23 protein-coding genes are annotated in these 25,624 nt (G+C 66.2%); 13 read left to right on the top strand and 10 right to left on the bottom strand.

All coding sequences use genetic code 11. The features are described from left to right. Window positions 1–197 precede the first annotated feature (197 nt). The 3 genes from fabV to fabA form a co-directional block, all read right to left on the bottom strand. Window positions 198–1,370 carry an enoyl-ACP reductase FabV gene (gene fabV, locus ACTUWL_RS16065; RefSeq protein ID WP_021082639.1) on the bottom strand — a complete coding sequence of 391 codons (1,173 nt, stop codon included), beginning with the start codon at window positions 1,368–1,370 and terminating at the stop codon, window positions 198–200. Window positions 1,371–1,448: 78 nt separating this feature from the next. Then, window positions 1,449–2,672 (bottom strand): beta-ketoacyl-ACP synthase I, encoded by a 1,224-nt coding sequence (gene fabB, locus ACTUWL_RS16060; RefSeq protein WP_021082638.1) that lies wholly within the window; start codon window positions 2,670–2,672, stop codon window positions 1,449–1,451. Window positions 2,673–2,715: 43 nt separating this feature from the next. After that, window positions 2,716–3,237, bottom strand: coding sequence for a 3-hydroxyacyl-[acyl-carrier-protein] dehydratase FabA (gene fabA, locus ACTUWL_RS16055; RefSeq protein WP_021082637.1), 522 nt, complete (start codon window positions 3,235–3,237; stop codon window positions 2,716–2,718). 330 nt (window positions 3,238–3,567) lie between these two features. Between fabA and irrA the strand changes: the two genes are divergently transcribed. Beyond that, a complete protein-coding gene (gene irrA, locus ACTUWL_RS16050; protein WP_021082636.1) occupies window positions 3,568–4,059 on the top strand; it encodes an iron response transcriptional regulator IrrA in 492 nt (163 codons plus the stop codon). 67 nt (window positions 4,060–4,126) lie between these two features. Here irrA and ACTUWL_RS16045 read toward each other — a convergent pair whose 3' ends face one another. Continuing rightward, window positions 4,127–4,651: an SH3 domain-containing protein gene (locus tag ACTUWL_RS16045; RefSeq protein ID WP_021082635.1), complete on the bottom strand. Its 525-nt coding sequence runs from the start codon at window positions 4,649–4,651 to the stop codon at window positions 4,127–4,129. A gap of 332 nt (window positions 4,652–4,983) precedes the next feature. On the opposite strand from ACTUWL_RS16045, the gene ACTUWL_RS16040 reads away from it, so the two are divergent. Next, window positions 4,984–5,988: a 2-hydroxyacid dehydrogenase gene (locus ACTUWL_RS16040; RefSeq protein WP_035653711.1), complete on the top strand. Its 1,005-nt coding sequence runs from the start codon at window positions 4,984–4,986 to the stop codon at window positions 5,986–5,988. Window positions 5,989–6,197: 209 nt separating this feature from the next. On the opposite strand, the gene ACTUWL_RS16035 is transcribed toward ACTUWL_RS16040, so the two are convergent. Then, window positions 6,198–7,121 carry a LysR family transcriptional regulator gene (locus ACTUWL_RS16035; protein WP_021082633.1) on the bottom strand — a complete coding sequence of 308 codons (924 nt, stop codon included), beginning with the start codon at window positions 7,119–7,121 and terminating at the stop codon, window positions 6,198–6,200. 67 nt (window positions 7,122–7,188) lie between these two features. On the opposite strand from ACTUWL_RS16035, the gene ACTUWL_RS16030 reads away from it, so the two are divergent. Continuing rightward, the gene (locus tag ACTUWL_RS16030) at window positions 7,189–7,353 is read left to right on the top strand and encodes a hypothetical protein (protein ID WP_021082632.1); all 165 of its coding nucleotides are present in this window, start codon (window positions 7,189–7,191) and stop codon (window positions 7,351–7,353) included. A gap of 6 nt (window positions 7,354–7,359) precedes the next feature. Here the strand turns inward: ACTUWL_RS16030 and ACTUWL_RS16025 are convergent, their stop codons facing one another. Then, the gene (locus ACTUWL_RS16025; RefSeq protein ID WP_021082631.1) at window positions 7,360–8,160 is read right to left on the bottom strand and encodes a HesA/MoeB/ThiF family protein; all 801 of its coding nucleotides are present in this window, start codon (window positions 8,158–8,160) and stop codon (window positions 7,360–7,362) included. A 111-nt stretch (window positions 8,161–8,271) separates the two neighbouring features. Between ACTUWL_RS16025 and ACTUWL_RS16020 the strand changes: the two genes are divergently transcribed. After that, the gene (locus tag ACTUWL_RS16020) at window positions 8,272–9,630 is read left to right on the top strand and encodes a peptidoglycan-binding domain-containing protein (protein WP_021082630.1); all 1,359 of its coding nucleotides are present in this window, start codon (window positions 8,272–8,274) and stop codon (window positions 9,628–9,630) included. A gap of 238 nt (window positions 9,631–9,868) precedes the next feature. On the opposite strand, the gene ggt is transcribed toward ACTUWL_RS16020, so the two are convergent. Further along, window positions 9,869–11,548, bottom strand: a complete 1,680-nt coding sequence (ggt, locus tag ACTUWL_RS16015; protein ID WP_021082629.1) for a gamma-glutamyltransferase — start codon at window positions 11,546–11,548, stop codon at window positions 9,869–9,871. Between the two features lie 19 nt (window positions 11,549–11,567). Then, complete coding sequence (gene mutM, locus ACTUWL_RS16010; protein WP_021082628.1) at window positions 11,568–12,449, bottom strand: bifunctional DNA-formamidopyrimidine glycosylase/DNA-(apurinic or apyrimidinic site) lyase; 882 nt, start codon at window positions 12,447–12,449, stop codon at window positions 11,568–11,570. A 139-nt stretch (window positions 12,450–12,588) separates the two neighbouring features. Here mutM and ubiE point away from each other — a divergent pair, with 139 nt between their 5' ends. The 8 genes from ubiE to ACTUWL_RS15970 all read left to right on the top strand — a co-directional run bounded on the left by ubiE (window position 12,589) and on the right by ACTUWL_RS15970 (window position 22,510). Beyond that, complete coding sequence (gene ubiE, locus ACTUWL_RS16005; RefSeq protein ID WP_021082627.1) at window positions 12,589–13,350, top strand: bifunctional demethylmenaquinone methyltransferase/2-methoxy-6-polyprenyl-1,4-benzoquinol methylase UbiE; 762 nt, start codon at window positions 12,589–12,591, stop codon at window positions 13,348–13,350. Then, window positions 13,347–14,921, top strand: a complete 1,575-nt coding sequence (gene ubiB, locus ACTUWL_RS16000) for a 2-polyprenylphenol 6-hydroxylase (RefSeq protein WP_021082626.1) — start codon at window positions 13,347–13,349, stop codon at window positions 14,919–14,921. The genes ubiE and ubiB overlap by 4 nt, the downstream gene beginning before the upstream one ends. 65 nt (window positions 14,922–14,986) lie before the next feature. Continuing rightward, window positions 14,987–16,411: a bifunctional phosphopantothenoylcysteine decarboxylase/phosphopantothenate--cysteine ligase CoaBC gene (gene coaBC / locus ACTUWL_RS15995; RefSeq protein WP_021082625.1), complete on the top strand. Its 1,425-nt coding sequence runs from the start codon at window positions 14,987–14,989 to the stop codon at window positions 16,409–16,411. Further along, window positions 16,408–16,866: a dUTP diphosphatase gene (gene dut, locus ACTUWL_RS15990; protein ID WP_021082624.1), complete on the top strand. Its 459-nt coding sequence runs from the start codon at window positions 16,408–16,410 to the stop codon at window positions 16,864–16,866. The genes coaBC and dut overlap by 4 nt, the downstream gene beginning before the upstream one ends. A 312-nt stretch (window positions 16,867–17,178) precedes the next feature. Next, window positions 17,179–19,689 (top strand): sensor histidine kinase, encoded by a 2,511-nt coding sequence (locus tag ACTUWL_RS15985; RefSeq protein ID WP_035653710.1) that lies wholly within the window; start codon window positions 17,179–17,181, stop codon window positions 19,687–19,689. Then, on the top strand, window positions 19,686–21,209 hold the full coding sequence (gene tsaE / locus ACTUWL_RS15980; protein WP_021082622.1) for a tRNA (adenosine(37)-N6)-threonylcarbamoyltransferase complex ATPase subunit type 1 TsaE: 1,524 nt from the start codon (window positions 19,686–19,688) through the stop codon (window positions 21,207–21,209). Before ACTUWL_RS15985 ends, tsaE begins: the two co-directional genes overlap by 4 nt. Window positions 21,210–21,292: 83 nt before the next feature. Next, a complete protein-coding gene (locus tag ACTUWL_RS15975) occupies window positions 21,293–21,610 on the top strand; it encodes a PilZ domain-containing protein (protein WP_035653764.1) in 318 nt (105 codons plus the stop codon). Between the two features lie 177 nt (window positions 21,611–21,787). Further along, window positions 21,788–22,510, top strand: a complete 723-nt coding sequence (locus ACTUWL_RS15970) for a nucleotidyltransferase family protein (RefSeq protein WP_035653760.1) — start codon at window positions 21,788–21,790, stop codon at window positions 22,508–22,510. Window positions 22,511–22,636: 126 nt separating this feature from the next. On the opposite strand, the gene ACTUWL_RS15965 is transcribed toward ACTUWL_RS15970, so the two are convergent. Both ACTUWL_RS15965 and ACTUWL_RS15960 read right to left on the bottom strand, forming a co-directional pair. Further along, window positions 22,637–23,650 carry a DUF2891 domain-containing protein gene (locus tag ACTUWL_RS15965; RefSeq protein WP_021082619.1) on the bottom strand — a complete coding sequence of 338 codons (1,014 nt, stop codon included), beginning with the start codon at window positions 23,648–23,650 and terminating at the stop codon, window positions 22,637–22,639. Continuing rightward, entirely contained in the window at window positions 23,647–24,549 is a 903-nt protein-coding gene (locus ACTUWL_RS15960) for a membrane protein (protein ID WP_035653709.1), read from the bottom strand. The genes ACTUWL_RS15965 and ACTUWL_RS15960 overlap by 4 nt, the downstream gene beginning before the upstream one ends. Before the next feature lie 15 nt (window positions 24,550–24,564). Here ACTUWL_RS15960 and ACTUWL_RS15955 point away from each other — a divergent pair, with 15 nt between their 5' ends. Next, window positions 24,565–25,584 carry a LysR family transcriptional regulator gene (locus ACTUWL_RS15955; RefSeq protein WP_291730649.1) on the top strand — a complete coding sequence of 340 codons (1,020 nt, stop codon included), beginning with the start codon at window positions 24,565–24,567 and terminating at the stop codon, window positions 25,582–25,584. Window positions 25,585–25,624: the final 40 nt, after the last annotated feature.

Raw genomic sequence — 25,624 nt, 5'->3', positions numbered from 1 at the left:
CGCGTAGCGCAATCGCGGGGTCACTCTTAACATCCCCTCGAAAAGGGGGAGGTCGCTTTGCTCGCCAGAGCAAAGCGGGTGGGGATCTGCTCTCTCTGCTCGCAGCATCGCCTGCGGCTAACCCCCATCCCGACCTTCCCCCTTTCAGGGGAAGGAAAAGACAGGTCCGTGGCTACTCGTGTGATTTTCCGAACGGCCTAGCCCGGGACGACGCGCGGGTCGACGTCCTGGGTGTAGTCGACACCGTCGATGCCGAAGCCGAACAGGCGCAGGAACTGGCTCTTGTACTCGCCGAGATCAGCCAATTCGCCGAGCGTCTCGGTGGTGAGCAGCGGCCAGCGCCGCGACACTTCCGTCTGCACCTCGGGTGACAGCTCCCAATCGTCGACCCGGATGCGCTGCGCATCGTCGAGCGCGACGTCCTTGCCGAGCCGGGTGCGGAACAGGCGATCGATCTGCTCGATGCAGCCCTCATGCAGCCCGAGCTGCTTCATGACCTTGAACAGCACGGTGCCGTAGAGCGGCACCACCGGAATGGCCGAGCTCGCCTGGGTCACCACGGCCTTCAGCGCCACGACGCGAGCGGCGTCCGCGCCGAGCCGGCCGCGGATCGCTTGCGCCTTGCTGTCGAGGTCGACCTTGGCGCGGCCGAGCGTGCCGTTCCAGTAGATCGGCCAGGTCAGCTCGCTGCCGATATAGGTGTAGTTGAGCGTCCGGAAGCCCGGCGCCAGCACGCCGGCGTCCGCAAGCTGGTTGATCCAGCGCTTCCAGTCGTCGCCGCCCATCACGGCGACGGTCGCCGCGGTCTGCTCTTCGTTCGCCGGCTCGAGCGTGGTCTGGAACACCTCGCCGGTCTCGGTGTCGAGCGTCTTGATCTCGACCGGCGCGCCGAGCGGCTTGATGACCGAGCGATAGGTCTTGCCGGTGTCGGGATCGGTGCGGACCGGCGCGGCCATGCTGTAGACCAGCAAATCGAGCTGCCCGAACTTCTCGCGCACGCGCTCGATGAAGTCCTTCTTCATCTCGTCGGAGAAGGCATCGCCTTCCAGCGTGAGCGGAGACCGTCCGATCTTCTCGGCCTCGATCTCGAAGGCGCGGTTGTTGTACCAGCCGGCGCTGGCGCTTCTCTTTTCCGAAGGCTCGCGCTCCAGCGACACGCCGATCGTATCGGCGCCGCCGGCGAAGGTCGCGACGATGCGGCTGGCGAGGCCGTAGCCGGTCGAGCAGCCGAGCACGGCGACGCGCTTGGGGCAGTCCGCGATCGGGCCCTGCTTCAGAACGTAAGCGATCTGCTCACGGACATTCGTGGCGCAGCCGACGGGATGCGCCGTCGTGCAGATGAAGCCTCGCACGCGCGGTTCAATAATCATTCCCACCCCATTCCGGATCGTTGCAATATCCCCATGCGCCGGCTGCGGACCTCCCTCAGCAGGCGAAGAGAGGCGAAATCAGGCGTCAAGCCGCCTGAACACCAGCGTGGCATTGGTGCCGCCGAAGCCGAACGAGTTCGACAGCACGGTCGTGAGCTTGGCGTTGTCGATCCGCTTGCGCACGATCGGCATGTCGGCGAACACGGGATCGAGCTCGGTGATATGCGCGCTCTCGCAGACGAAGCCGTTGTTCAGCATCAAGAGCGAGTAGATCGCTTCCTGCACGCCGGTGGCGCCGAGCGAATGGCCGGTCAGCGCCTTGGTCGCCGAGATCGGCGGGCACTTGTCGCCGGTGCCGAACACCTTGCGGATCGCCTCGATCTCCGGCGGATCGCCGGCCGGCGTCGAGGTGGCGTGCGGGTTGATGTAGTCGACCGGCGTGTCCACCGTCGACATCGCCATGCGCATGCAGCGCTCGGCACCCTCGCCCGACGGCGCCACCATGTCGTATCCATCCGAGGTCGCACCGTAGCCGACGACCTCGCCGTAGATCCGCGCGCCGCGCGCCTTGGCGTGCTCGAGCTCTTCCAGCACCACGACGCCGGCGCCGCCGGCGATCACGAAGCCGTCGCGGCTGATATCGTAGGGACGTGAGGCGGTGGCCGGCGTGTCGTTGTATTTCGAGGACATCGCGCCCATGGCGTCGAACAGCACCGACAGCGTCCAGTCGAGCTCCTCGCAGCCGCCGGCGAAGATGACGTCCTGCTTGCCGATCTGGATCGTCTCATAGGCGTTGCCGATGCAGTGGTTCGACGTCGCGCAGGCCGAGGAGATCGAGTAGTTCACGCCCTTGATCTTGAACCAGGTCGCGAGCGTCGCCGATGCGGTCGAGGACATGCCCTTCGGCACCGCAAACGGACCAACGCGCTTCGGGCCCTTGGCGCGCGCGATGTCGGCGGCCTCGACCAGCGTGCGCGTCGACGGTCCGCCGGATCCCATGATGATGCCGGTGCGGATGTTGGAGACCTCGTTCTCCTCGAGGCCGGAATCACGGATCGCCTGCTCCATCGCGACGTGATTCCAGGCAGCACCTTCTGCAAGGAATCGCATCGCACGGCGATCGATCACCTCGGCGGGATTGAGTGTCGGCGCACCGTGCACTTGCGACCGGAAGCCAAGCTCGGCGGCCTTCTCTGCGCGTGAAATGCCCGACTTCGCCTCATAGAGGCTCGCAAGCACTTCCTGGGTGTTGTTACCGATGGACGAGACGATACCCATCCCCGTGATGACAACCCGCCTCATGTTCGCCTCGCCCTGCCTTTATGTTGCCGCATGATGATCCTGCTCAAGACGGCGCCGTGCCCTGCTTGAACAAACCGACCTTCAAGTCCTTGGCGCGATAGATAATCTCGTCGTCCATGGAAAGCCACCCGTCGGCAATTCCGAGCACGAGCTTTGACCGCATCACGCGCTTGATATCGATGTTGTACACAACCTTGCGCGCGTGCGGCAGCACCTGTCCGGAGAACTTCAGCTCGCCGAGGCCGAGCGCGCGGCCACGACCTTCGCCACCGATCCAGCCAAGGTAAAAGCCGACCATTTGCCACATGGCATCGAGGCCGAGACAGCCCGGCATCACCGGATCGTTCTTGAAATGGCAGCCGAAGAACCAGAGATCCGGCTTCACTTCGAGCTCGGCGCGCACCAGCCCCTTGCCGAACTCGCCGCCGTTCTCCGAGATATCGCTGATGCGATCGAACATCAGCATCGGCGGCAGCGGCAACTGGGCATTGCCGGGACCAAACAGCTCGCCCCGCCCGCAAGCCAGCAAATCCTCGTATTCGTAACCGCCGCGCCGATCCAGCATCCTCTATCCACCTCTGATATCCCGATGAAGCGCTTTTGCTTGGTCGGACCTTAATCTACCCACGGGAACCGGAATAACCTGTCCCGCATCTTGGCGCTACCTGGGTACGCTACCGGCCTGTTATCTCTGCCGAAAGCGCATATGTGGTCCGCGCGCTCTCTAACATAGGGCTAACTGGGCGGCAAAGCGGCATTCCGATGACAAATGGCCGTCATCCAATAGGTTTCTACCGCTGCTTGGATTTGTTCTAGTTGCGAAAAACTTGCATCTGACAGGCATCCTTTTTATATTTATGAGGAATATTGCCTGAGTTGGGTGCATAGAGTGGATATGAACGAGGAAGTACCGGCTGTGAACGATGATGTCGTGCACCCGACCGTCCGTGGCGGCGGGCACCACCCTGCCCTGACCGGCTGTCCGTGGCATGACGTCAACGAGATGTTGCAGTCGGCCGGCCTGCGGCCGACCCGCCAGCGCATGGCGTTGGGTTGGCTGCTGTTCGGCAAGGGCGCGCGCCACCTGACCGCCGAGATGCTGTACGAGGAAGCCACGCTGGCCAAGGTTCCGGTGTCGCTGGCGACCGTGTACAACACGCTCAACCAGCTGACCGATGCCGGCCTGCTGCGCCAGGTCAGTGTCGACGGCACCAAGACCTATTTCGACACCAACGTGTCGACGCATCACCACTTCTATCTCGAGCATAACCACGAGCTGGTCGACATTCCCGACCCGAACCTCGTGCTGTCGAAGATGCCCGACGTGCCGGAAGGCTACGAGATTTCCCGCGTCGACATGGTGGTGCGGCTGCGCAAGAAGCGCTGACCCGATCTATTACGGATTAAGACGTGATGGCCGGGCTCGTCCCGGCCATTGTCGTTTCAGGACTGCCTCAGTCCACTTTCTCATCGGCGTAGACGCCCCACAGGCGCTGCTGCTCAATCCAGCCGTCGAACCCGCTGCCGGTGACCCGGCACCAGTTGTTGGCGCATTTCTTGACCTGCGCGACGACGCCGGCCTGCAGGCGCGCCGCGATGGCGCTGGTGGCATCGGGACGATCGTACAGCGAGGCCAGGTCGTCCTTGTTCTTCATTGTGACGACCGCGGTGCGGCGGCCGGACAGCAGCGAGTGATAGACCCAGCCTTCCGCTCCTTCCGAATCGCGCACCCGGCGCCAGTTCTCGAACTCGGCGGTGATTTCGACCGGCAGCCCCGAACGCGTGTAGACCCAGGCGACGTCGTTGTCCTTGGTCGGGCCGGCGCGGACGTTCACGTGATCGGATTTCAGGCTGACATAGCGCGGGATCGGCAGGCCGCTGGTGGTCGGGCTCAAATCCTTGGCGGAATGTCCGGGGCTGACCGACGCACTCAGCACGCTCCCGACCAGCGCCACCAATGAACCGAAACGCCACACCATCAACTCGTCTCCTGCCGAGATGCCCAACCCGCATTCGGCGAGCTGCAACTCAAATCCAGACCCGCGCCCGCAGGCCCTGCGCCATTCGTTCCGGCATTCGAGGATCCGAGGGGTTCTTGTCTTGGCCCGGCCTTCTGCTAGAGAGGACGGAACGCCAAAGCGCCAGAACACCCGAATTTCCCCCGACGAAAGCTGGGGCAAGTATCGGGGAACCCTAGGAAACGCGAAGGAAACGCCGGGACTGCGCGGCTATCAGCAGTGTCGAACAACCGGGTTAATGAGGCCTCAACGGCTCGGTTTTTGGCGAGCCGTGCGCCTCATGAAAGCAGGACATGTCGGTGAAGAAAAAGCCACTCGTCGTCGTCACCCGCAAGCTGCCGGACTCGATCGAGACCCGGATGCGCGAGCTGTTCGACGCCAGACTGAATCTCGACGACACGCCGATGACGCCGGAACAGATCGCGGAAGCGGCAAGGACCGCCGACGTGCTGGTGCCGACCGTGACCGACATGATCCGCGAGGACGTGATCAACCAGCCCGACTGCAGGCTGAAGATGATCGCCAATTTCGGCAATGGCGTCGACAATATCGACGTCGCGGCCGCGCATGCCCGCGGCATCACCGTGACCAACACGCCGAAGGTGCTGACCGAGGACACCGCCGACATGACGATGGCGCTGATCCTCGCGGTGCCGCGACGGATGATCGAGGGTGCCTCGATCCTGACCGAGGGCAAGCAGCACTGGGCCGGCTGGTCGCCGACCTGGATGCTCGGCCACCGCATCGGGGGAAAAAGGCTCGGCATCATCGGCATGGGCCGCATCGGCCAGGCGGTGGCGCGCCGCGCCCGTGCCTTCGGCCTGCAGATCCACTATCACAACCGCCGCCCGGTGGCGCCCATGATCGCCGACGAGCTCGGGGCGACCTATTGGGAAAGCCTCGACCAGATGCTGGCGCGGATGGACATCATCTCGGTGAACTGCCCGCACACGCCGGCGACTTATCATCTGCTCTCGGCGCGGCGGCTCAAGCTGATCCGCAAAGAGGCCTATATCGTCAACACCGCGCGCGGCGAGGTGATCGACGAGGACACGCTGATCAAGCTGATCGAAGCCGGCGATGTCGGCGGCGCCGGCCTCGACGTCTACGAGCACGAGCCCGCGGTGAACCCGAAGCTGGTGCGGCTCGCCAGGGCCGGCAAGGTGACCCTGCTGCCGCACATGGGCTCGGCCACCATCGAAGGCCGCGTCGAGATGGGCGAAAAGGTGATCATCAACATCCGGACCTTCCTCGACGCCCACAAGCCGCCGGACCGCGTGCTGCCCAGCATGCTGTAGGGGAACCTGCAGCCGGGATGGAGCTGCCAGCAAAATATCGAAAACAACCCCATGCAAAGCAGCCGGTGCGGCCGGCCAGGCAACTCGGCACGCCCGGCAAAGGTAGCGGGTGAAGTCACGGCGACTGCCGGGCACGCTGGAATCACGCATTCAGTGTCGTCCCGGCCTAGTGCGCAATTGCGCACGGGGGCCGGGACGACGGTGTGGATCTAGCTCGACTTCCTCGTCTTCCGCCTCGCCTGCTTACGCCAGTCGGCGACGAACGACACGAAGGCGGCGAGCGCGGGCCGCGGCTGGCGGCGGCTCGGATAATAGAGGAACGGGCCGTCGAACGGCGGGCACCAGTCGTCGAGCACGCTGACCAGCGCGCCGGACTTGACGCCGTAGCGGACATAGCCCTCGAATGTCGCCCAATAGCCGACGCCGTCATGGACCGCACGCAGCGCGAGGCCGAGATGGGTCGCGATCAGCTTGGCCGGCGGCGAAATCTTCACCACGCGACCGTTCTTCTCGAACTCCCAATCGAATATCACGCCGTTGCTGAAGCGGGTGCGGATGCAGGCATGCGCCAGCAGATCCTTCGGATGCATCGGCCGGCCATGCTTTGCCACATAGTCACGCGACGCCACGACCGCGTAGCGCTGCGGCGCGCCGAGCGGGACCGCGACCATATCCTGCGCCAGATGCTCGCCATAGCGCACGCCTGCGTCGAAGCCCTGCGCGACGATGTCGACGAACGCGCTCTCGGCCACGAGGTCAAGGTCGACCTTCGGATATCTGGCGAGGAACGGCGCGATCATCGGCGCCAGCACGAGATCGACCGCAGGCGGCGGCGCGTTGATGCGCAGGCGCCCGGACGGCTCCGCGCGCAAGCCACGCACCTCCGTGATCGCATCGCCAACATCGGCGATCGCCGGCGCGACACGGGCGAGCAACAGTTCGCCGGCCTCGGTCAGCGCGACGCTGCGGGTGGTGCGGTTCATCAGGCGGACGCCGAGCCGCTCCTCCATGTCGCGCAGCCGCTGGCTGAGGCTCGAGACCGAGACGCGGCTCTCCAGCGCGGCGCGCCGGAAGTTGCGGGTGCGTGCCACCGCCACGAAGGCGTCGAGGTCGCGAAGATCGAAATCCTGCATTGTTCGGTATAGTGAACAACCCATTCTTGATTGTCCAGAGCATCCCGAACAGCTCGGCCTCGGCTGCATGGGCGTGTCGGACTTCTACGACCCCGCCGACCGCAGCGAGAGCATCGCCACCATCCATGCCGCGCTCGCCGACGCATTTCCGCCCGGCGCCGCCGCCGGCGGACGCTATCCGGAGGAGCATCTGCGGCACATGGACAGCGAGAAGTCCGCGACAGCGTCCTGATGAACTCTACCGATGCCCGCTCAGGTCGGTGATGCCAGGCGCATCACCATTGAGCGGGTTCTGCGGGTCGCGCGCGTAGCGCAGGGTCTCGAACCGCATCGCGCGCGCATCCACCATCAGCAGGCGGCCGACCAGGCCCTCGCCGAAGCCGACGATCTCGCGGATCGCTTCCAGCGCCATCATCGAGCCCATGAGCCCGGCCAGCGCGCCCATCACGCCGGCCTCGGCGCAGGCCGGCACCGTGCCGGGCGGCGGCGCCTCCGGGAACAGGCAGCGATAGGTCGGATTGAATACGCCGTCCGCATTCTTCTCGTGGGCGCGGATCGTGGTCAGCGAGCCGTCGAACTGGCCCAGCGCCGCTGTTATCAGCGGCCGCTTCGCCAGGAAGCAGGCATCGGCGACGAGATAGCGGGTCTCGAAATTATCGGAGCCTTCGAGCACGAGATCGTAGTTTGAAATCAGCGCCATCGCATTGTAGGCGGTGAGCCGCATCGGATGCGCCTCGAACGTCACGTGCGGATTGAGCGCGTGAATCTGCGCCGCCGCGCTGTCGACCTTGCGCTTGCCGATGTCGGACGTCGTATGGATGATCTGGCGCTGCAAATTGGATAGCGACACGACATCGTCGTCGATCACGCCGAGACGGCCGACGCCGGCGGCGGCGAGATACATCAGCACCGGCGCGCCGAGGCCGCCGGCGCCGATCACCAGCACAGAGGCCTGCTTCAGCGCATTCTGGCCGGGGCCACCCACCTCCCGCAGCACGATGTGGCGGGCATAGCGTTCGAGCTCGTCGGCACTCAGCATCTTGATGTCCTGCGCGCTGTTCCCTGAACCGGAGCGCGGTTGTTGCCGACCAAGCAGATGTGCTTAATTGCGTCGACGTCAATGGTATCAGTCATTTCCCCCGGATTTGTCATGAGATCGGTGCTTTCGGCAACGTTGATGTTCGCAACCATCGGTGCGGCGCACGCCCAGATGACGCCGCCGTCGACCGCGGGGGCCAAGCCGAAGATCGTGACGACGGTGCCGGTTCGCCCCGCGTTGCAGAAGCCGGAGGATACCGCGGGCGCGATGGCGCAGGCCGAGCGGCTGGCGCTGCAATCCGACCTTGCCTGGGTCGGCGAATATAACGGCGCGATTACCGGCGACGTCAGCGAGCGCATGGTCAATGCGATCAAGGAATTCCAGAAGAACCGCGGCGGCAAGCCGACCGGCGTGCTGAACCCGCAGGAGCGCGGCGTGCTCGCCGACACCGCGCGGCGGAAGCAGGAGAGCGTCGGCTGGCGGATCGTCACCGAGCCCGCCACCGGGGCGCGGCTCGGCATTCCGACAAAACTGGTGCCGCAGCTCACCAGCGATGCCTCCGGCGCCAAATGGACCTCGCCGACCGGCACCGTCCAGGTGCTGCTGACCCGGCGCAAGGAAGCCAGTCCGACGACCGCCAAGCTTGCCGAGCAGGAAAAGAAGGAGCCGGCCGGCCGCACCATCGACTACACCGTGGTGAAGCCGGATTTCTTCGTGCTGTCGGGCATGCAGGGGCTGAAGAAGTTCTATTTGCGCGGCACCTTGAAGGGCGACGAGGTCCGCATCCTCACCATCCTCTATGACCAGGCGACGCAGACCACGGTCGAACCGGTGGTGATCGCGATGTCGAGCGCCTTCAACGCGTTTCCGTCCACCGTGCAGGCCGGCCCGCCGCCGCGCAAGACCGTGGAATACAGCACCGGCGTCGTGGTCAGCGACGACGGCACCATTGTCGCCGATCGCGTGGCGACCGGCGATTGCCTCGCGCTGACGATCCCGGGTTACGGCAATGCCGACCGGGTCGCAGAAGACAAGGACCACGAGCTCGCATTGCTGCGGATCTACGGCGCGCGCGGGCTGAAGCCGCTCAACATCGCGGGCCAGGCGACGCAGACCGCGCTCGACATCACCGGCATCGTCGATCCGCAGAGCCAGGGCGGCGGCGCCGCGGCGAGCAGCGTCAAGGCTGCGGTGGCGCAACTCGGCGGCGGCGATGCCACGCTGTCGCCGGCACCTGCGATCGGGTTCTCCGGCGCCGCGGCGCAGGACGGTGGCGGCAAGTTCGCCGGCATCGCATTGCTGAAACCTGTCATCGTTGCCGGCCCGGCAAACGCAGCGCCGCCGGCGCAGGCCACGCTGGTGCCGGCCGACACGGTACGCAATTTCCTGAAGGCGCACGGCATCAACGCGGCGGGGGAATCGGCGGACGCCAAGGCCGCCGTGGTGCGTGTGATCTGCGTCAGGAAGTAATTCATCGCGCGCGCATGCGGGTGATCGGATATTGCAAGGCTCCTTTGATTCAGCCACGGCTCTTCCCACACGTCGTCCTGGCGAAAGCCAGGACCCATAGCCACCGCACTCGGCGATGAAACCGGATCGCGGCCCCAGCGCGGCACAACATTGAGGTTTGGGGTAATGGGTCCCGGCCTTCGCCGGGACGACGTTGAGGATGGCGCTCGCTTCAATCTGCCAAACAGCCTAGTCGGCGTTACCGCAGCATGAACCGCACGCCTGCGCGGGCAAGACCACCGGCGATGCCGACCGGCGTGCCGTCGGCGCGCCAGCAGGCTGCACCCGACATGGTGCCGTCGGCGTGGAACTGGATCGCGTTCATGCCGCCGGCAACGGTCGGCACGACTTGCACCTTGTGGCCTTTCGCCGATAGCGCCGTACGCACGGCCTCCGGCACTGCCTGCTCGACTTCCAGCGCATTGCCCTCGGTCCAGACCCGCGGCGCCTCGACCGCTTCCTGCAGGCTCATGCCGTGGTCGATCAGATTGATCAGCGCCTGCATCGCGCTCGGGAAGATGCGCTTTCCGCCGGGCAGGCCGAGCGCGTAAACCAGTTTGTTGTCGCGCAGCGCCATCATCGGCGACATCGACGTGGTGACGCGCTTGCCTGCCGCGAGCGACAGCGCGTGCCCCGGCCGCGGATCGAACAGGTTCATGTAATTGTTCGGCACGGTGCCGAGGCCCGGGATCAGGATCTTGGCCCCAAACAGATTGTTGATGGTCTGGGTGGTCGCGACCACATTGCCAAACGCATCCGCCGCGGTCATGTGCGTGGTGTGCGCGCTTTCAAGCTGCGTGACGCCGGCACCCCACGCCTGTGCGCGGTCCGGATCGATGGCGCGGCGGCGCTCCTCGGCATAGGCCTTCGAGGTCAGCTGCTCCACCGGGACGTTGATATAGGCGGGATCGCCGCTCGCGGCTTCACGATCGGCAAAAGCGATCTTCAGCACTTCGGCGAGATAATGGATCGTCTCCGTCGTGCCAAAGCCGAGGCGGGCGATGTCGTAGCCTTCGAGGATGTTGAGCATCTCCGTGATATGCACGCCTGACGCTGCCGGCGGCGGCGGCCCGAGGATTTCCCAGCCGCGATAGTCGCAGCGGATCGGCTGCCGCTCGACGGTCTTGTAGGTCGCGAGATCCTCCTGCGCGATGAAGCCGCCATTCTTCTTCATGTAGTCGACCAGGATGTCGCCGAGCGGCCCCTGGTAGAGCGCGTTGTCGCCGTGATCGGCGATGTATTTCAGCGTCTCGGCATATTCCGCCTGCACCACGCGCTCGCCAGGCTTCAGCGGCGTGCCGTTGGGCAGATAGATCGCCGAGATCGGCTTGTCCTTCAGCATCTCCGCGGCGCCGTCGGTGATGCATTCGTGCAGATAAGGCGTCGCCGCATAGCCGCGCGCGGCATGCTTGATCGCCGGCTGCATCACGTCGGCGAGACTCATGGTGCCGAACCGGCGCAGCGTTTCGCACCACGCCTTCAGCGAGCCCGGCACCGCGACCGCCTTCGGCCCGTTCAGATTCTCGTTGCCGACCGTGTCGAACACGTCATGCGCCGAACCGGGCTTCGAGGTGTAGGTATCCGGCTTTACCGCCTGCGGCACCGTGCTCTGGCCGTCGATGAAGCGATGGCTGCCGTCGGCGAGGCGGATATGCGCCATGCCGCCGCCGATGATGCCGACCATCATCGGCTCGACCACGGTCAGCGTGAACAGAGTGGCGATCGCCGCATCGATCGCATTGCCGCCGGCCGCCAGCATCTCGGCGCCGGCGCTCGATGCCAGCGGGTGATTGCTCACCACCATGCCGCGGCTGGAGGTCGCCGGCTGCTTCTCGCACTGGAAGGTGGTCGCGGCGCGATCGCGCCAATTGCCGTTCATCATCCGCACTCCCTTGTTGTTATTTTTGGCACTTCGGGCACCAGAACGTCGAACGGCCGTTCTGGGTGAAGCGCCGGACGATGCCCTCGCAGCCCGAGGTGCGGCAGGTCTCGCCCTCGCGGTCGTAGACCTGAAACGAATGCTGGAAATAACCGAGATCGCCGTTGGTCAGGCGATGGTCGCTGATCGAGGAGCCGCCGGCCTTGATCGCCTGGTTGAGCACCGAATGGATCGCGTCGACCAGCCGCTTGGCATGATCGGTGGGCTCGGCCTTTTTGGTCGCGAGCGTGGCGGCCAATCGCCGCGGCGACAGATGCGAGCGAAACAGCGCCTCGCAGACATAGATGTTGCCAAGTCCCGCCACCACGCGCTGATCGAGCAGCGCGACCTTCAGGCTGGTCTTCTTGTTGTGGCAGGAACGCGCCAGCATCGCGGCGTCGAATTCGTTGCCGAGCGGCTCGGGCCCGAGCCCCTTCAGCAGCGGTTCATCCTCGATGGCGTTGCGGGCGATGATCTTCATGTAGCCGAAGCGCCTGGGATCATTGAACACGACGGCCGCGCCCGAGGACATGTGGAACACGACATGATCATGCGCACGGTCGTCGCTGCGCGGATGATGGAATTGCCCCGGCGTCGCCGCGCCTTCCTGCTTCAGCACGCGGAATGAGCCCGACATGCCCAGATGCATCAGCAGCACGTCGCCGGAGTTGAGGTCCGCCATCAGATATTTGGCGCGGCGGCCGAGCCCGGTGATGGTCTGGCCCTCGAGCCGGGCGATAAAGTCTTTTTGAAACGGAAACCGCAGATCCTTGCGGCGGGCCTCGGCCTTGAGGATTTTGGAGCCTTCCATGGCCGGTTGCAGGCCGCGGCGGACGGTCTCGACTTCGGGTAATTCCGGCATGGCAGGCATTCACCTTTTGGGACTGACGTGATAGCGCCATTGCGGCCGCCGCGCTATGGTTTGGCTGGAGCGATTTCGAGCGAAGCGGGCACCGGTTCGCGTGAAGAAAACGCGACCGAAAAGGTAAGAGTTCTGAGTGATGGATCGGCCGGAGCAGACCACCCATTTCGGCTTCAGGGACGTGCCCCTGGGCGAGAAACAGACGCTGGTGAACGAGGTGTTTCACAGCGTCGCGTCGCGCTATGACCTGATGAACGATCTGATGTCGGGCGGCCTGCACCGGGCCTGGAAGGACGTCATGATCACGACGCTCGATCCGCCGAAGGGCGACCGGCCGTTCGCGCTGCTCGACGTCGCCGGCGGTACCGGCGACATCTCGTTCCGGGCCGCCAAGGCCGCGGGCACCGGCTTCCATGCCACCGTCTGCGACATCAACACCGAGATGCTCGCGGTCGGCCGCGAGCGCGCCGCCAGGCAGCACCTCGACGACCGCGTGTCGTTCGTCGAGGGCAATGCCGAGACATTGGCTTTCGCCGACCGTTCGTTCGACGCCTACACCATCGCGTTCGGCATCCGCAACGTGCCGCAGATCGAGCTGGCGCTGCGCGAGGCCTATCGGGTGCTCAAGCCGGGCAGCCGCTTCCTGTGCCTGGAATTCTCCACCGTCGACGTGCCCGGTCTCGACAAGATCTACGACCTGTTTTCCTTCAAGGTGATCCCGCCGCTCGGCCGCGCCGTCACCGGCGATGCCGAGTCCTATCAATATCTCGTCGAGTCGATCCGCAAATTCCCGCGGCCGAACGCCTTCGCCGAGATGATCAGCGCCGCCGGCTTTGCCCGCGTGAAATGGCAGAGCCTCTCCGGCGGCATCGTGGCGCTGCATTCGGGCTGGCGTTTGTGATCTCTGCACTGACCCACATCGCGCGCCTCGCCCGCGCCGGTTTCGTATTTGCGCGCGAAGGCGTGTTCGGCGTCGTCGATCCCGTGCTGGTGCCGCCGCCGGGACAGCTCGCGCTGAAAATGGCGCGACTGATCGAGCGCCGCTCGGCCAAGTCAGGCCCGCGGCTGTCGCGCGCGCTGACCCGGCTCGGGCCCGCCTATCTCAAGCTCGGGCAATTCCTCGCGACCCGTCCCGACGTGGTCGGCGTCGCGATGGCGCGCGATCTCGAAAGCCTGCAGGACCGGCTGCCGCCGTTCGCACAGCAGGAAGCCGAAGCCGTCATCGCGCAATCGCTGGAACGGCCGCTGGCGCAAGCCTTCGTGCACCTCGGTCCCGCGGTTGCCGCGGCCTCGATCGCGCAGGTGCATCGCGCCGAGGTCGAGCGCGACGGCAGGCGGCAGCAGGTAGCGGTCAAGGTGCTCCGGCCCAACGTCGCCGCGCGCTTCCGCCGCGACCTCAGCGACTTCTTCTTCGTCGCACACAAGGCCGAGGCGCATTCCGCCGAAGCGCGGCGCTTAAGGCTGATCGAAGTCATCAACACGATGTCGCGCTCGGTCGCGATGGAAATGGACCTGCGGTTAGAGGCGGCCGCGCTGTCCGAGATGGCCGAGAACACGCGCGACGATCCGGATTTCCGCGTGCCCACGGTGGATTGGGATCGCACCGCGCACAGCGTGCTGACGATGGAATGGATCGACGGCATCGCGCTGAACGATCACGCCCGCCTGGCGCAGGCCCAGGTCGACCTGCCCGATCTCGGCCGCAAGGTGATCCAGAGCTTCCTGCGCCACGCGCTGCGCGACGGCTTCTTCCATGCCGACATGCATCCGGGCAATCTGTTCCTCGACGACGCCGGCCGCCTCGTTGCGGTGGATTTCGGCATCATGGGACGGCTCGGGCTGAAGGAGCGGCGCTTCCTGGCCGAGATCCTGCTCGGCTTCATCACCCGCGACTATCGCCGCGTCGCCGAGGTGCATTTCGAGGCCGGCTATGTGCCGGGCCACCATTCGGTGGAGAATTTCGCGCAAGCGATCCGCGCCATCGGCGAGCCGATCCACAACCGCACCGCCGAGGAAATCTCGATGGCGAAGCTGCTTTCGCTTCTGCTCGAGGTCACCGGCCTGTTCGACATGCAGACGCGGCCCGAACTGATCCTGCTGCAGAAGACCATGGTGGTGGTCGAGGGTGTGGCGCGCGGCTTCGACCCCAAGCTCGACATCTGGAAGATCGCCGACCCCGTGGTGCGCGAATGGATCACGCACAATCTCGGCCCGGCCGGCCGGATCCAGGGCGCGCTCTCGGGCGCGGGCGAGCTCGGCCGCGTGCTCGCCAATTTGCCGTCGATCGCCAGCCGCGCCGTGACGGTGCTGGAGCAGCTCGAGACCATGACCCGGGAGGGCCACATGCTGTCATCGGACTCGATCGACGAAATGGCCCGCGCCGAGGCCAAGAAGGCACGCATCCAGACCGTCGGCCTCTGGGTCATTGCCGCAGCGCTGATCGGAATCTTCTTCGCCATCCGCGCGCATTGATTGCAATGCATGCATCGTGTGATAGCATCGCTATCATTGCTTGAGCATGATGCCCGGGGCACGCCATGGCCAGCCTGACCATCCGTAAACTCGACGACACGCTGAAGGCCTATCTGCGGCTGCGCTCCGCCAAGAACGGGCGCTCGGTCGAGGAGGAGGTCCGGGTGATCCTCCGGGAACTCGCAGAAGGCGGTGCGGAGCCCGCCGGGGCGCCCAGTGCCGGTTCCCAGACGCCTGCAGCTCAGGCACCACGGGCCGCCAGCGTGGCCGGCGAGCCCAGGGTGACCCTGATCATCGGCGGCGGAATCGCGGCCTACAAGGCGCTGGATCTGATCCGGCGGCTCAAGGAGCGGCACATCCAGGTCCGCTGCGTGCTGACCAAGGCGGCCCAGCAGTTCGTGACCCCGCTGGCCGCCAGCGCGCTGTCGCATGAGCGCGTCTACACCGACCTGTTCGACGCCGAGAGCGAGTTCGACGCCGGCCATATCCGGCTGGCGCGCGACTGCGACCTGATCGTGGTGGCGCCGGCCACCGCCGATTTGATGGCCAAGATGGCGCAGGGCCACGCCGACGATCTCGCCACCGCGACCCTGCTGGCGGCCAACCGGCCGATCCTGCTGGCGCCGGCGATGAACCCGCTGATGTGGAACAACCCCGCCACCCGCCGCAACGTGCTGCAGCTCCGCCGCGACGGCGTTCATACGATCGGCCCCAATGCCGGCGAGATGGCGGAGGCCGGCGAGGCCGGGGTCGGGCGGATGGCCGAGCCTGTCGAGATCGCCGCCGCCGCCGACCGCATGCTGCGCCCGCCGCAGCCGCGCCCGCTCGCCGGCAAGCGCGTACTGATCACCGCCGGGCCGACCCATGAGGCGATCGACCCGGTCCGCTACATCGCCAACCGTTCGTCCGGCAAGCAGGGCTTTGCGATCGCCGCCGCGGCGCGTGCCGCGGGCGCCGAGGTCGTGCTGGTGACCGGTCCGGTCGAGCTCGACGACCCGCAGGGTATCGCCGTGATGCGCGTGGAATCCGCGCGCGACATGCTGCACCGGGTCGAGGCCGCGCTGCCGGTCGACGTCGCGATCTTCGCCGCCGCGGTCGCCGACTGGCGGGTCGCCAGCGAAGGCAGCCAGAAGCTGAAGAAGACCGCGGCCGGCATGCCGCCGCTGCAGCTGGTCGAGAACCCCGACATCCTCGCGACGATTGCGAAGCTGAAGGAGAAGCGGCCGCCGCTGGTGATCGGCTTTGCCGCCGAGACCGAGCACCTGATCGAGAACGCCAAGGCCAAATTCGCGCGCAAGGGCTGCGACTGGATCGTCGCCAACGACGTCTCGCCGGCGACCGGTGTGATGGGCGGCGACCGCAACACCGTCCACCTGCTGTCGCGCGAGGGCAAGGAGGTCACCGTCGACTCCTGGCCGGTGATGACCAAGGAAGAAGTCGCGACCGCGCTGGTGTCGCGGATCGCAAGAGAAGTAGGAACCGGATCGTGAGCGCCACCATCAAGGTCGAAGTCCACCAATTGCCGCACGGCGCGGACCTCCTGCTGCCGATCTATCAGACCGACGGCGCAGCCGGGCTCGACCTCCTGGCCGCGGTGCCGCGGTCGGCGCCGCTGCTGCTGCTGCCGGGCCGCTACGAGATGGTTCCGACCGGGCTGACGATCGCGCTGCCCCCGGGCTATGAGGCGCAAATCCGGCCGCGCTCCGGCCTTGCCGCCAAATACGGCGTCACGGTGCTGAATTCGCCCGGCACGGTCGACGCCGATTATCGTGGCGAGATCAACGTGCTGCTGATCAATCACGGCGAGCAGGTGTTTTCGATCCGGCGCGGCGAGCGCATCGCGCAGATGGTGATCGCGCCGGTGACGAGGGCCGAGCTGGTTCCGGTCGACGTGCTGTCGTCGACCGAGCGCGGCAGCGGCGGCTTCGGCTCGACCGGCCGTTAAGCACGCGAACTGTGCGGAGATCACGCTTCGCGCGCGCTCCCCGCACGATTACGGAGTCAATTCGCGTAAAAATCCACACCAGCCGGCCGCATTTTTTCACAGCGGATTCTGCGTTCACGGTCTGGACTCTTACTCGCCGAGTCCCGTTGGGATTATTCTGCTTTGATTCGAGCACGACGGGGGGTCTTCGTCGGGCTGTCTGATCTTGCTTGGGCATGATCCCCGGACAAACGCGAAACGTTTGCCGTAGGGGAACACCGGTCTCCTCGTTTCCGGATCATGCCTTAAGGTTTGTGCGTTCTGGGGCAACATATGTCGGGCGTAGTCGCGGCAATGCGTCGAACCCTGCTGTCATGCACCTCACTGGCGCGCGACGGCATGCTTGGGCTCGCCATGTCGGCATTGCTGCCGGCCCGCAGCTCGTTCGCCGCCGAGGGCCTGGTGGCCCAGGCGATGTCGGAGCATTTCGGTTTCAACCATCAGGAGGTTGCGGTTCTCGCGACCTCGTTCGCGCTGGTCGGCTTCTCCGTCGTCGCCGCGATCCTGTTGATGCGCACCCGCCTGCGCGCGACCCGCAACGAGCAGCAGCTGCAATCCGAGATCACGGACCTGCAGGCGCAATCCGACCGGCTGCGCGCATTGCTGTTCGTCGAGCCGCAGGTCCTGATCTCCTGGGCCGCCGGCGACAACCGGCCGCAGATCTCGGGCGATATCTCGCTGGTGATGTCGCAGGAGGGCTCGCCGCAACGCATCCTCGCCTTCGGAACCTGGCTGCCGCCGGAGCCGGCGCTGCAGATGGACCACGCGGTCGACGCGTTGCGCGACAAGGGCGAGGCGTTCCTGCTCAACCTCTCGACCTCGGCCGGCCGCGCCATCGAGGCGATGGGCCGCGCGATCGGCGGCCAGGCCATCGTGCGGATCCGCGAGCTCGGCGGCCTGCGCCGCGAGCTTGCCGAATCCAACCTGCGCTACAAGACGCTGCAGGAGGAGACCGAGCTGCTGCGCGATTTCGCCGCCGCCGCGCCGTGGCCGATCTGGGCCAAGAGCCTCGAGGGCAATCTGCGCTATGCCAACGCCGCCTATGTCCGCGCGACCGAGGGCAAGAGCGTGTCGGACGCGTTGCAGCGCAATCTCGAGCTGCTCGAAAGCGACCAGCGCAGCGAACTGACGCGCGCGCTCAATGACAATGCGAGCTATGCCGCGCGGCTGCCGATCGTGGTCAGCGGCGAGCGGCGGATCTACGACGTCCAGGCGCTGAAGCTCTCCGGCGGCAGCGCCGGGATCGCGATCGACGCCAGCGAGGCGGCGGCGTTGCGCGCGGCGATCGCGCGGATGGTCGAAGCGCACCGCCGCACCCTCGACCAATTGTCCTCCGGCGTCGCGGTGTTCGATGCCGACCGGCGGCTCACTTTCTACAACGAATCCTATCGGCGGCTGTGGGGCCTCGACCAGGCCTTCCTCGACAGCAACCCCGACGATTCCAGTGTCCTCGATCGCCTGCGCGCCAACCGCAAGCTGCCCGAGCAGCCGGACTTCCGGGCCTGGAAGGCCAAGCTGCACGAGGCCTATCGCGCGGTCGAATCCGAGACCTACACCTGGTTCCTGCCCGACGGCCGCGCCATCAGCGTCGTCACCACGCCGAACCTCGAAGGCGGCGTCACCTACCTGTTCGACAACGTCACCGAGAGCCTCGACCTCGCGCGCCGCTACGACCGCCTGACGAGGGTGCAGCGCGAGACCCTCGACAATCTCGGCGAAGCGGTCGCGGTGTTCGGCAGCAACGGCCGCGCCGAATTGTTCAATCCGCCGTTCGCCAAGATGTGGAAGCTGCCGGCCGATGCGCTGCAGGGCGAACCGCATATCGAGCAGGTGGAAGCGCTGTGCCGGCCGCTGTTCGACGACGCCCTGACCTGGCGGACGCTGCGCGAGCAGATCACCGCGATCGAGAACCGCGCCCAGGTCGCGCTGAAGCTCGAGCGCAAGGATGGCAGCGTGCTGAACTGCATGACCATCCCGCTGCCCGACGGCAAGACCCTGCTCGCCTTCCAGGACATCACCGACACCGAGAATGTCGAGCGGGCGCTGCGCGAACGCAACGAGGCGCTGGAAACCGCCGACCAGATGAAGGTGGATTTCGTCCACCACGTCTCCTACGAGCTGCGCGCGCCGCTCACCACGATCATCGGCTTCGCGCATTTCCTCAGCGATCCCTCGACCGGACCGCTGACGCCGAAGCAGGCCGAGTATCTCGACTACGTCACCAAATCGACCAACGCGCTACTGGCGCTGACCAACAACATCCTCGATCTCGCCACCATCGACGCCGGCGCGATGAAGCTCGAGCTCGGCCCGGTCAATATCGGCCAGGCGATCGAGGCCGCCGCCGAAGGCATCCAGGATCGCCTCGCCACCGACCGCATCACGCTGAAGGTCGATATCGAGCCCAACATCGGCGCCTTCGTCGGCGACGAGCGGCGCGTGGTGCAGGTGCTGTACAATCTGCTCGCCAACGCCGTCGGCTTCTCGCCGCATGACGCCACCGTCACCATCAGCGCGCACCGCACCGCGCACAGCGTAGTGTTCGCGGTGACCGACGCCGGTCCCGGCATTCCAGCCGAGATGCGCGACAAGGTGTTCAACTGGTTCGAGAGCCATTCGCACGGCTCGCGGCATCGTGGCGCCGGGCTCGGCCTGTCGCTGGTCCGCTCCTTCGTCGAGCTGCATGGCGGCAGGGTCCGCGTCGATTCGACCGTCGGCCGCGGCACGACCGTGACCTGCGACTTCCCGATCGACCAGACCGCACATCGCAACGCCGCGGAATGACGGCGACCTCGACATTCTCGGTGGCGCTCGCGAACGAAACCGCGACGGCCGAGTTGATGGCGGACCTCGCGCTCCTGATCGGCGCCGGCGACGTCATCACGCTGTCGGGCGACCTCGGCGCCGGCAAGACCGCGGCCGCCCGCGCCCTGATCCGCTACCTCGCCGCCGACGATACGCTGGAAGTGCCGAGCCCGACCTTCACGCTGGCGCAGAGCTACGAGCTGCCGTCGTTCCCACTGGTTCATGCCGATCTCTACCGCATCAATGATGCGAGCGAGCTCGAGGAGATCGGGCTGGCGCCGCTGCCCGACGACATCGTGGTGCTGATCGAGTGGCCGGAGCGCGCGCCGGACGCGATGCCCGCTGATCGCATCGACATCGCACTCAGCCACCGCCCGGCGCTCGGATCGGCCGCGCGCGCCGCCGAGATCACCGGCTACGGCAAGGCCGCGGCCAAGGTCGCGCGGCTCAATGAGCTGCGCCGATTCCTCGAGCGCGCAGGCTTCCTCAGCGCGCGGCGCGAGCGCATGCCGGGCGACGCCTCGACGCGCTCCTACGCGCGGCTGCGCAACGACGACGGCAGCGTCATCCTGATGAACTCGCCGCGCCGCCCCGACGGCCCGGCGATCTACAACGGCCGGCCCTACAGTGCAGCGGTGCATCTCGCCGAAGACGTCCGGCCGTTCGTTGCGATCGGCAACGGCCTGCGCAAGCACGGCTTCTCCGCGCCTGCGATCCGGCACGCCGATCTGGAATCCGGCTTTCTGATCACCGAGGATCTCGGCGGCGAAGGCGTGATCGAGGGCGATCCGCCGCGCCCGATCGCCGAGCGCTACGAGGCCGCCGTCGACATGCTGGCCGCGTTGCACCGCGAGGCGCTGCCGCGGCAGCTGCCGGTGACACCGGACGAGAGCTACGACATCCCGGTGTTCGACATCGACGCCTGGCTGATCGAGATCGGGCTGATGCTGGAATGGTATCTGCCCGACCGCGGCGTGCAGCCGAGCGAGGAGCTGCGCACCGATTTCCTCGGGATGTGGCGTGGCCTGCTGGAAAAGCCCGCCGCGGCGCCGCGGACCTGGGTGATCCGCGACTTCCATTCGCCGAACATCATCTGGCTGGCCGAGCGCACCGGCATCCTGCGCGTCGGCATCATCGACTTCCAGGACGCGCTGCTCGGCCCCGCGGCCTATGACGTGGTGTCGCTGCTGCAGGATGCGCGGATCGACGTGCCCGAGCAGCTCGAACTGTCGCTGTTGACCCGCTACATCAAGGCACGGCGCGCCACCGACGAGAGCTTCGATCCGGCCGGTTTCGCCGAGCTCTATGCGATCATGTCGGCGCAGCGCAACACCCGCCTGCTCGGCACCTTCGCGCGGCTCAACCGCCGCGACGGCAAACCGCAGTATCTCAAGCATCAGCCGCGGATCTGGACCTATCTGGAGCGCTCGCTCGCCCATCCGGCGCTGACGACCTTCCGCATCTGGTACACCGCCAACGTCCCTCCCCCAGTACCTTAGTTTACGGCTTGTTAGCCTTGGGTCCCCTAAGATTGTCGAGGCCGCACCTCATGGCGTGGCCGGATCGGGAGCGGGACCACACGATGGGGACGGAACGTCGCAGGGGCGATCGTGTCACGTTTGAGCGCGGCATAGCCGCGCACATGATGGGCATTGACGGCACCTGGCGGCGCGACTGCACCATGGAAGACGTATCCGAGACGGGCGCCAAGCTGACCGTCGAGGGTTCGGTCGAGGGCCTCGCCCTGAAGGAGTTTTTTCTGCTGCTGTCGTCCACAGGATTGGCCTATCGCCGCTGCGAACTGGCCTGGGTCAACGGCGACCAGATTGGAGTCAACTTCCTCAAACAAGGCGACAAGAAGAAGAAAACTGCCAGACGCGGTGCGCAAGCCGACGTCTAGAGCATGATCCGGAAAATTGGAGACGGCTTTCCGGCAAGATCATGCTCCAACAAAGGCTCGTCGTTAATGCCGTCTTACGGCCGTCATGTCCTATGACTATGGCGTCTGGTTGATGTGCTTGCCGAATCGCCGTGATAGGATCGGCGCCGAGAGATGATGACCGAGAATATCCGGAAAATGCCTGTCACTCCCCACAAGGCTATGGTGCTAGCTGCGGGCCTCGGCGTGCGCATGCGCCCCTTGACCCTCACGATGCCGAAGCCGCTGGTCAGCGTCGCCGGCCAGCCGCTGCTCGACCATGTGCTCGACAAGCTCGCCGGCGCCGGCGTCAGCGAAGCGGTCGTCAACGTGCATTACCTGCCCGACCAGATCATCGAGCACGTCAAGACCCGTAGCCGCCCGCACGTGATCATCTCCGACGAGCGCGACCAGGTGCTCGGCACCGGCGGCGCGGTCGTCAAGGCGCTGCCGCTGCTCGGCGATGCGCCGTTCTTCCATCTCAATGCCGACACGATGTGGATCGACGGCGTGCGCTCCAATCTGGCGCGGCTGGCCGAAACCTTCGATCCGGCGCGGATGGATATCCTGCTGCTGATGGCGCCGACCGCCTCGAGCATCGGCTACAGCGGACGCGGCGACTATTCGATGCTGCCCGATGGCGCGCTGCGCAAGCGGCGGGAAAACCAGGTGGTGCCGTTCGTCTATGCCGGCGCCGCGATCATGTCGCCGGCGCTGTTCGCCGACGCTCCGGCCGGCGAGTTCTCGCTGACCCGGATGTTCGATCGCGCCAACGAGCAGGAGCGCCTGTTCGGCCTCCGCCTCGACGGCGTCTGGATGCATGTCGGGACCCCCGACGCGATCCAGGCCGCGGAAGAAGCCTTCCTGGAAAGCGTCGCTTAGAGTCTGATGAGATTAGCTTGAGCTAGAACGACGTCGCGAGCTCACCTCTCCCCGATGGGGAGAGGTGAACCGAGACCATGCCAAGCCGATCGACCGAAACTCATCCCGCTTTAAGCAAAGTTGTCGTTAGCCATCTGCATCGATCGCGAGGACTGCAAAACTCGCGAGCCAGTGTTCGCCCATATAGTCGCCGGCGATATGCGGCAGGCCGGCATCGAGATGGTGTCGCGCGGCTTCCATCAGAACCGGGCGACGGGCATCGCCCTCCGGCAATGCACCGGCCAGCGCACGCCAGCACCAGGCACGGCTGAGATTGAGTCCATCGAGATGCGCAAGCTTGCCGTCGCTGCGATCGGTCACCTTGGCCGGCCGGAACAGGGTTGCCGGCTCGCGCTGCGCGAGGTGCGGCAGGAAGCGGTCGAACCAGGGCAGGAAGTCACGAGGCGCCAGCAGCCGGCGCATGCATTCCGCTTCGATCAGCGCGGACGATTGAAAATCGTCGCCGCTCGGCTCGCCCCAGGCAGGACAATCCTGGTCGGCGCCGTACCAGCGCAGCGCCGTGTCGCGCAGCAGCGCGCTGAACGCATCGTCCTGCGTCGCCGCGGCGTAGTCGGCGGCCATGCGCAGCCCGAACGCGGTGTTGAAATGGGTGCCGACCCGCACCGGATAGGTCGCGAGCGGCAGGAAATCGCGAAAGCGCTGCGCGAAGATTTCGGCGAGTGGAGCAATTTGCTCGCGCCACCGCGTATCCTCGAGCCGCCAGAGTTCGGCCGCGAGCTTCAACAGCCAGCCCCATCCATAGGGCCGCTTGAAGCCGCGCGCGGTCGGGGCTGCGAGATAGGCGCACTCGGCAGCGATCTTTTCCACGACGAACTGTTCGTCGAACAAAGCGCGGATCGCATCTGCCGCATCGGAGGCCGGATAACGGCGCAGCAGCCGGGCAAGCATCCAGTAGCTGTGGACGCAGGAGTGCCAGTCGTAACTGCCGAAGAACACCGGATGCAATTCGCGCGGCGTGCGCGCATCCTGCGGCCCTGCCAACACGTGATCCGGCTTGTTCGGATATTCGCGGCCGACATGGCCGAGCGCGATGCGCGCGAAGCGGACGGCGAGTTGTTCGGTCAGAATGATCTCGCTCATGGTGAGGCTTCCTCTTTTCGCCCGCGCCGAACCAGCATCTCGATCAGGCGCGGCGTCATGTAGATCGGAAACTGGGTCGCCGCGAAGAACAGCGCCGTCATCGGCGACACCGCCGCACCCATCGCCGACCACACCAGTCCGACGTTGCGGTTGCCGAGAACGAGGCCCGTGGTCAACCGCTCGGCCAGCGGACCCGGCGTCAGCAGCGCGCCAAGCCCTTGCAAGGCAAGATTGCAGGCGAAGGCAAGCCCGACGCAAGTCGCCGCGGCGATCGGCTGGGCCGCGATCTGCGCGCGCACCCCGGCCATGGTGGCAATTGCGAACAGTAAAAGCGAGGCGAGCACGAGGGCGTCGATGGTGCCCGAATGCCGCGCCAAATGTGCCGCCGCCTGACGGCGCAGCAGCAACGCCAGTGCGCCGGCACCACCGACCAGCAGCGCCAGCCGCGCACCAAGCGCCAGCGGATCGAGCGCAAGGCCGGCAAATGCCGCGGCGATCAGCGGCACGGTGACCGGGGCCAGCGCCATCGACAGCAGCGTCACGGCGAGCGGAACGGTGGCATCGAAGCCGAGCATGCGTGCGACCGCCGCGGTGCCGCTCGACGGCGGCGCACAGACCGACAGCAGCAGCGCGACGATCAGCTCTGGCGCAAATCCGGCGCCGCGCGCCGCGAAACCGACCGCCAGCGGACACACCACCATCGCGAGCGCCGGCAACAGCAGCCAGACCCGTGGACGCAGCAACGCACGGCGGAACGCCGCGCCATCGACCTGGAGGAAGGTGCCGAGCACCAGCACGAAGATCGCGACCGTCATCAGCGGGCGCACGCCCTGCGCCAGGGCCGGGAAGGCCAGCCCGGCCAGCACGCCGATGATCAGCAAGGTCGGCCCGCGCGGCATCAGTCTCGCAAATGATTGTCCCAAATCTTCCGGCCTCGTCGTCATGCCCGCTACACCCTAGGCTTAGCCAGATCATTGTTGAAATCGATTATTATTATGTCCATTATTGCTGTGATGAATTTAGCCACTGTCGATCTCAACCTGCTGGTCGCCTTCGAGGCGCTGATGGAGGAGCGCCACGTCACCCGCGCGGCCGAACGCATCGGCCTCGCCCAACCGTCCATGAGCAGCGCGTTGCGGAGGCTGCGCGCGCTGTTTGCGGACGAATTGTTCCTGCGCGCCGGGGCCGGCATGCAGCCGACCGAGAGGGCGCTGGCACTGGCGGGCCCGATCGGCGAGGCACTGCGGCAGATCCGGGGCGCGCTGGCGCCTGACCGGGGCTTTGATCCGGCCACCGCGCGGCGGCGCATCACGATCGCTGCGACCGATTACGGCGATCTCGTCCTGGTGCCGGAACTGACCCGTCTGTTGCGCATGGAAGCACCAGGCATCGATCTTGCCGTGCGTCCGCTCACCGATCCGACCGTGGCGCTGGCCAAGCTGGAGCGCGGTGAACTCGATGCGGTGATCGGCGGCCATCTGCCGGAGACGCCGCGCTGTATCCGGCACCGGCTGTTCGAGGAACGCTTTGTCTGCATCCGCGACGGCGCGCGCGCGAGCCGATCGGAACGCCTGAGCCTGGAAGACTATGCCGGCCTCCCGCACGCGCTGTTCTCGGCGGCGGGCGGCGACGGCCTGCCGAGCGTGATCGATGCGCTGCTGGCGCGCCACGGGCTGAAGCGGCGGCTGGCCGTGACGCTTGCGCATGTGGTGGCCGTTCCGTTCGCCGTGGCCGGCACCGATCTCATAGCCACGCTGTCCGAACGCGTCGCCCGGCGCTTCACGCATCTCGCCGACATCGCCGTCGTCGCGCCGCCGATCGAGATTCCCGCCTTCGCGATCGACCTGATCCATACCAGCCGTGCCGCTGACGATCCGGCGCTGCGCTGGTTCCTGGATGCCGTCGATCGCTGCGCCGGCCGGCTGCGACATTGAGCTGTCATGGCTGACCGGCAGGGGTGGCTAACGACCGTCG

The organism is Bradyrhizobium sp. WCU1 (assembly GCF_053474805.1).
Note: the sequence above shows the minus strand (reverse complement) of the source record. Positions and strands in the feature narration are given on the sequence as shown.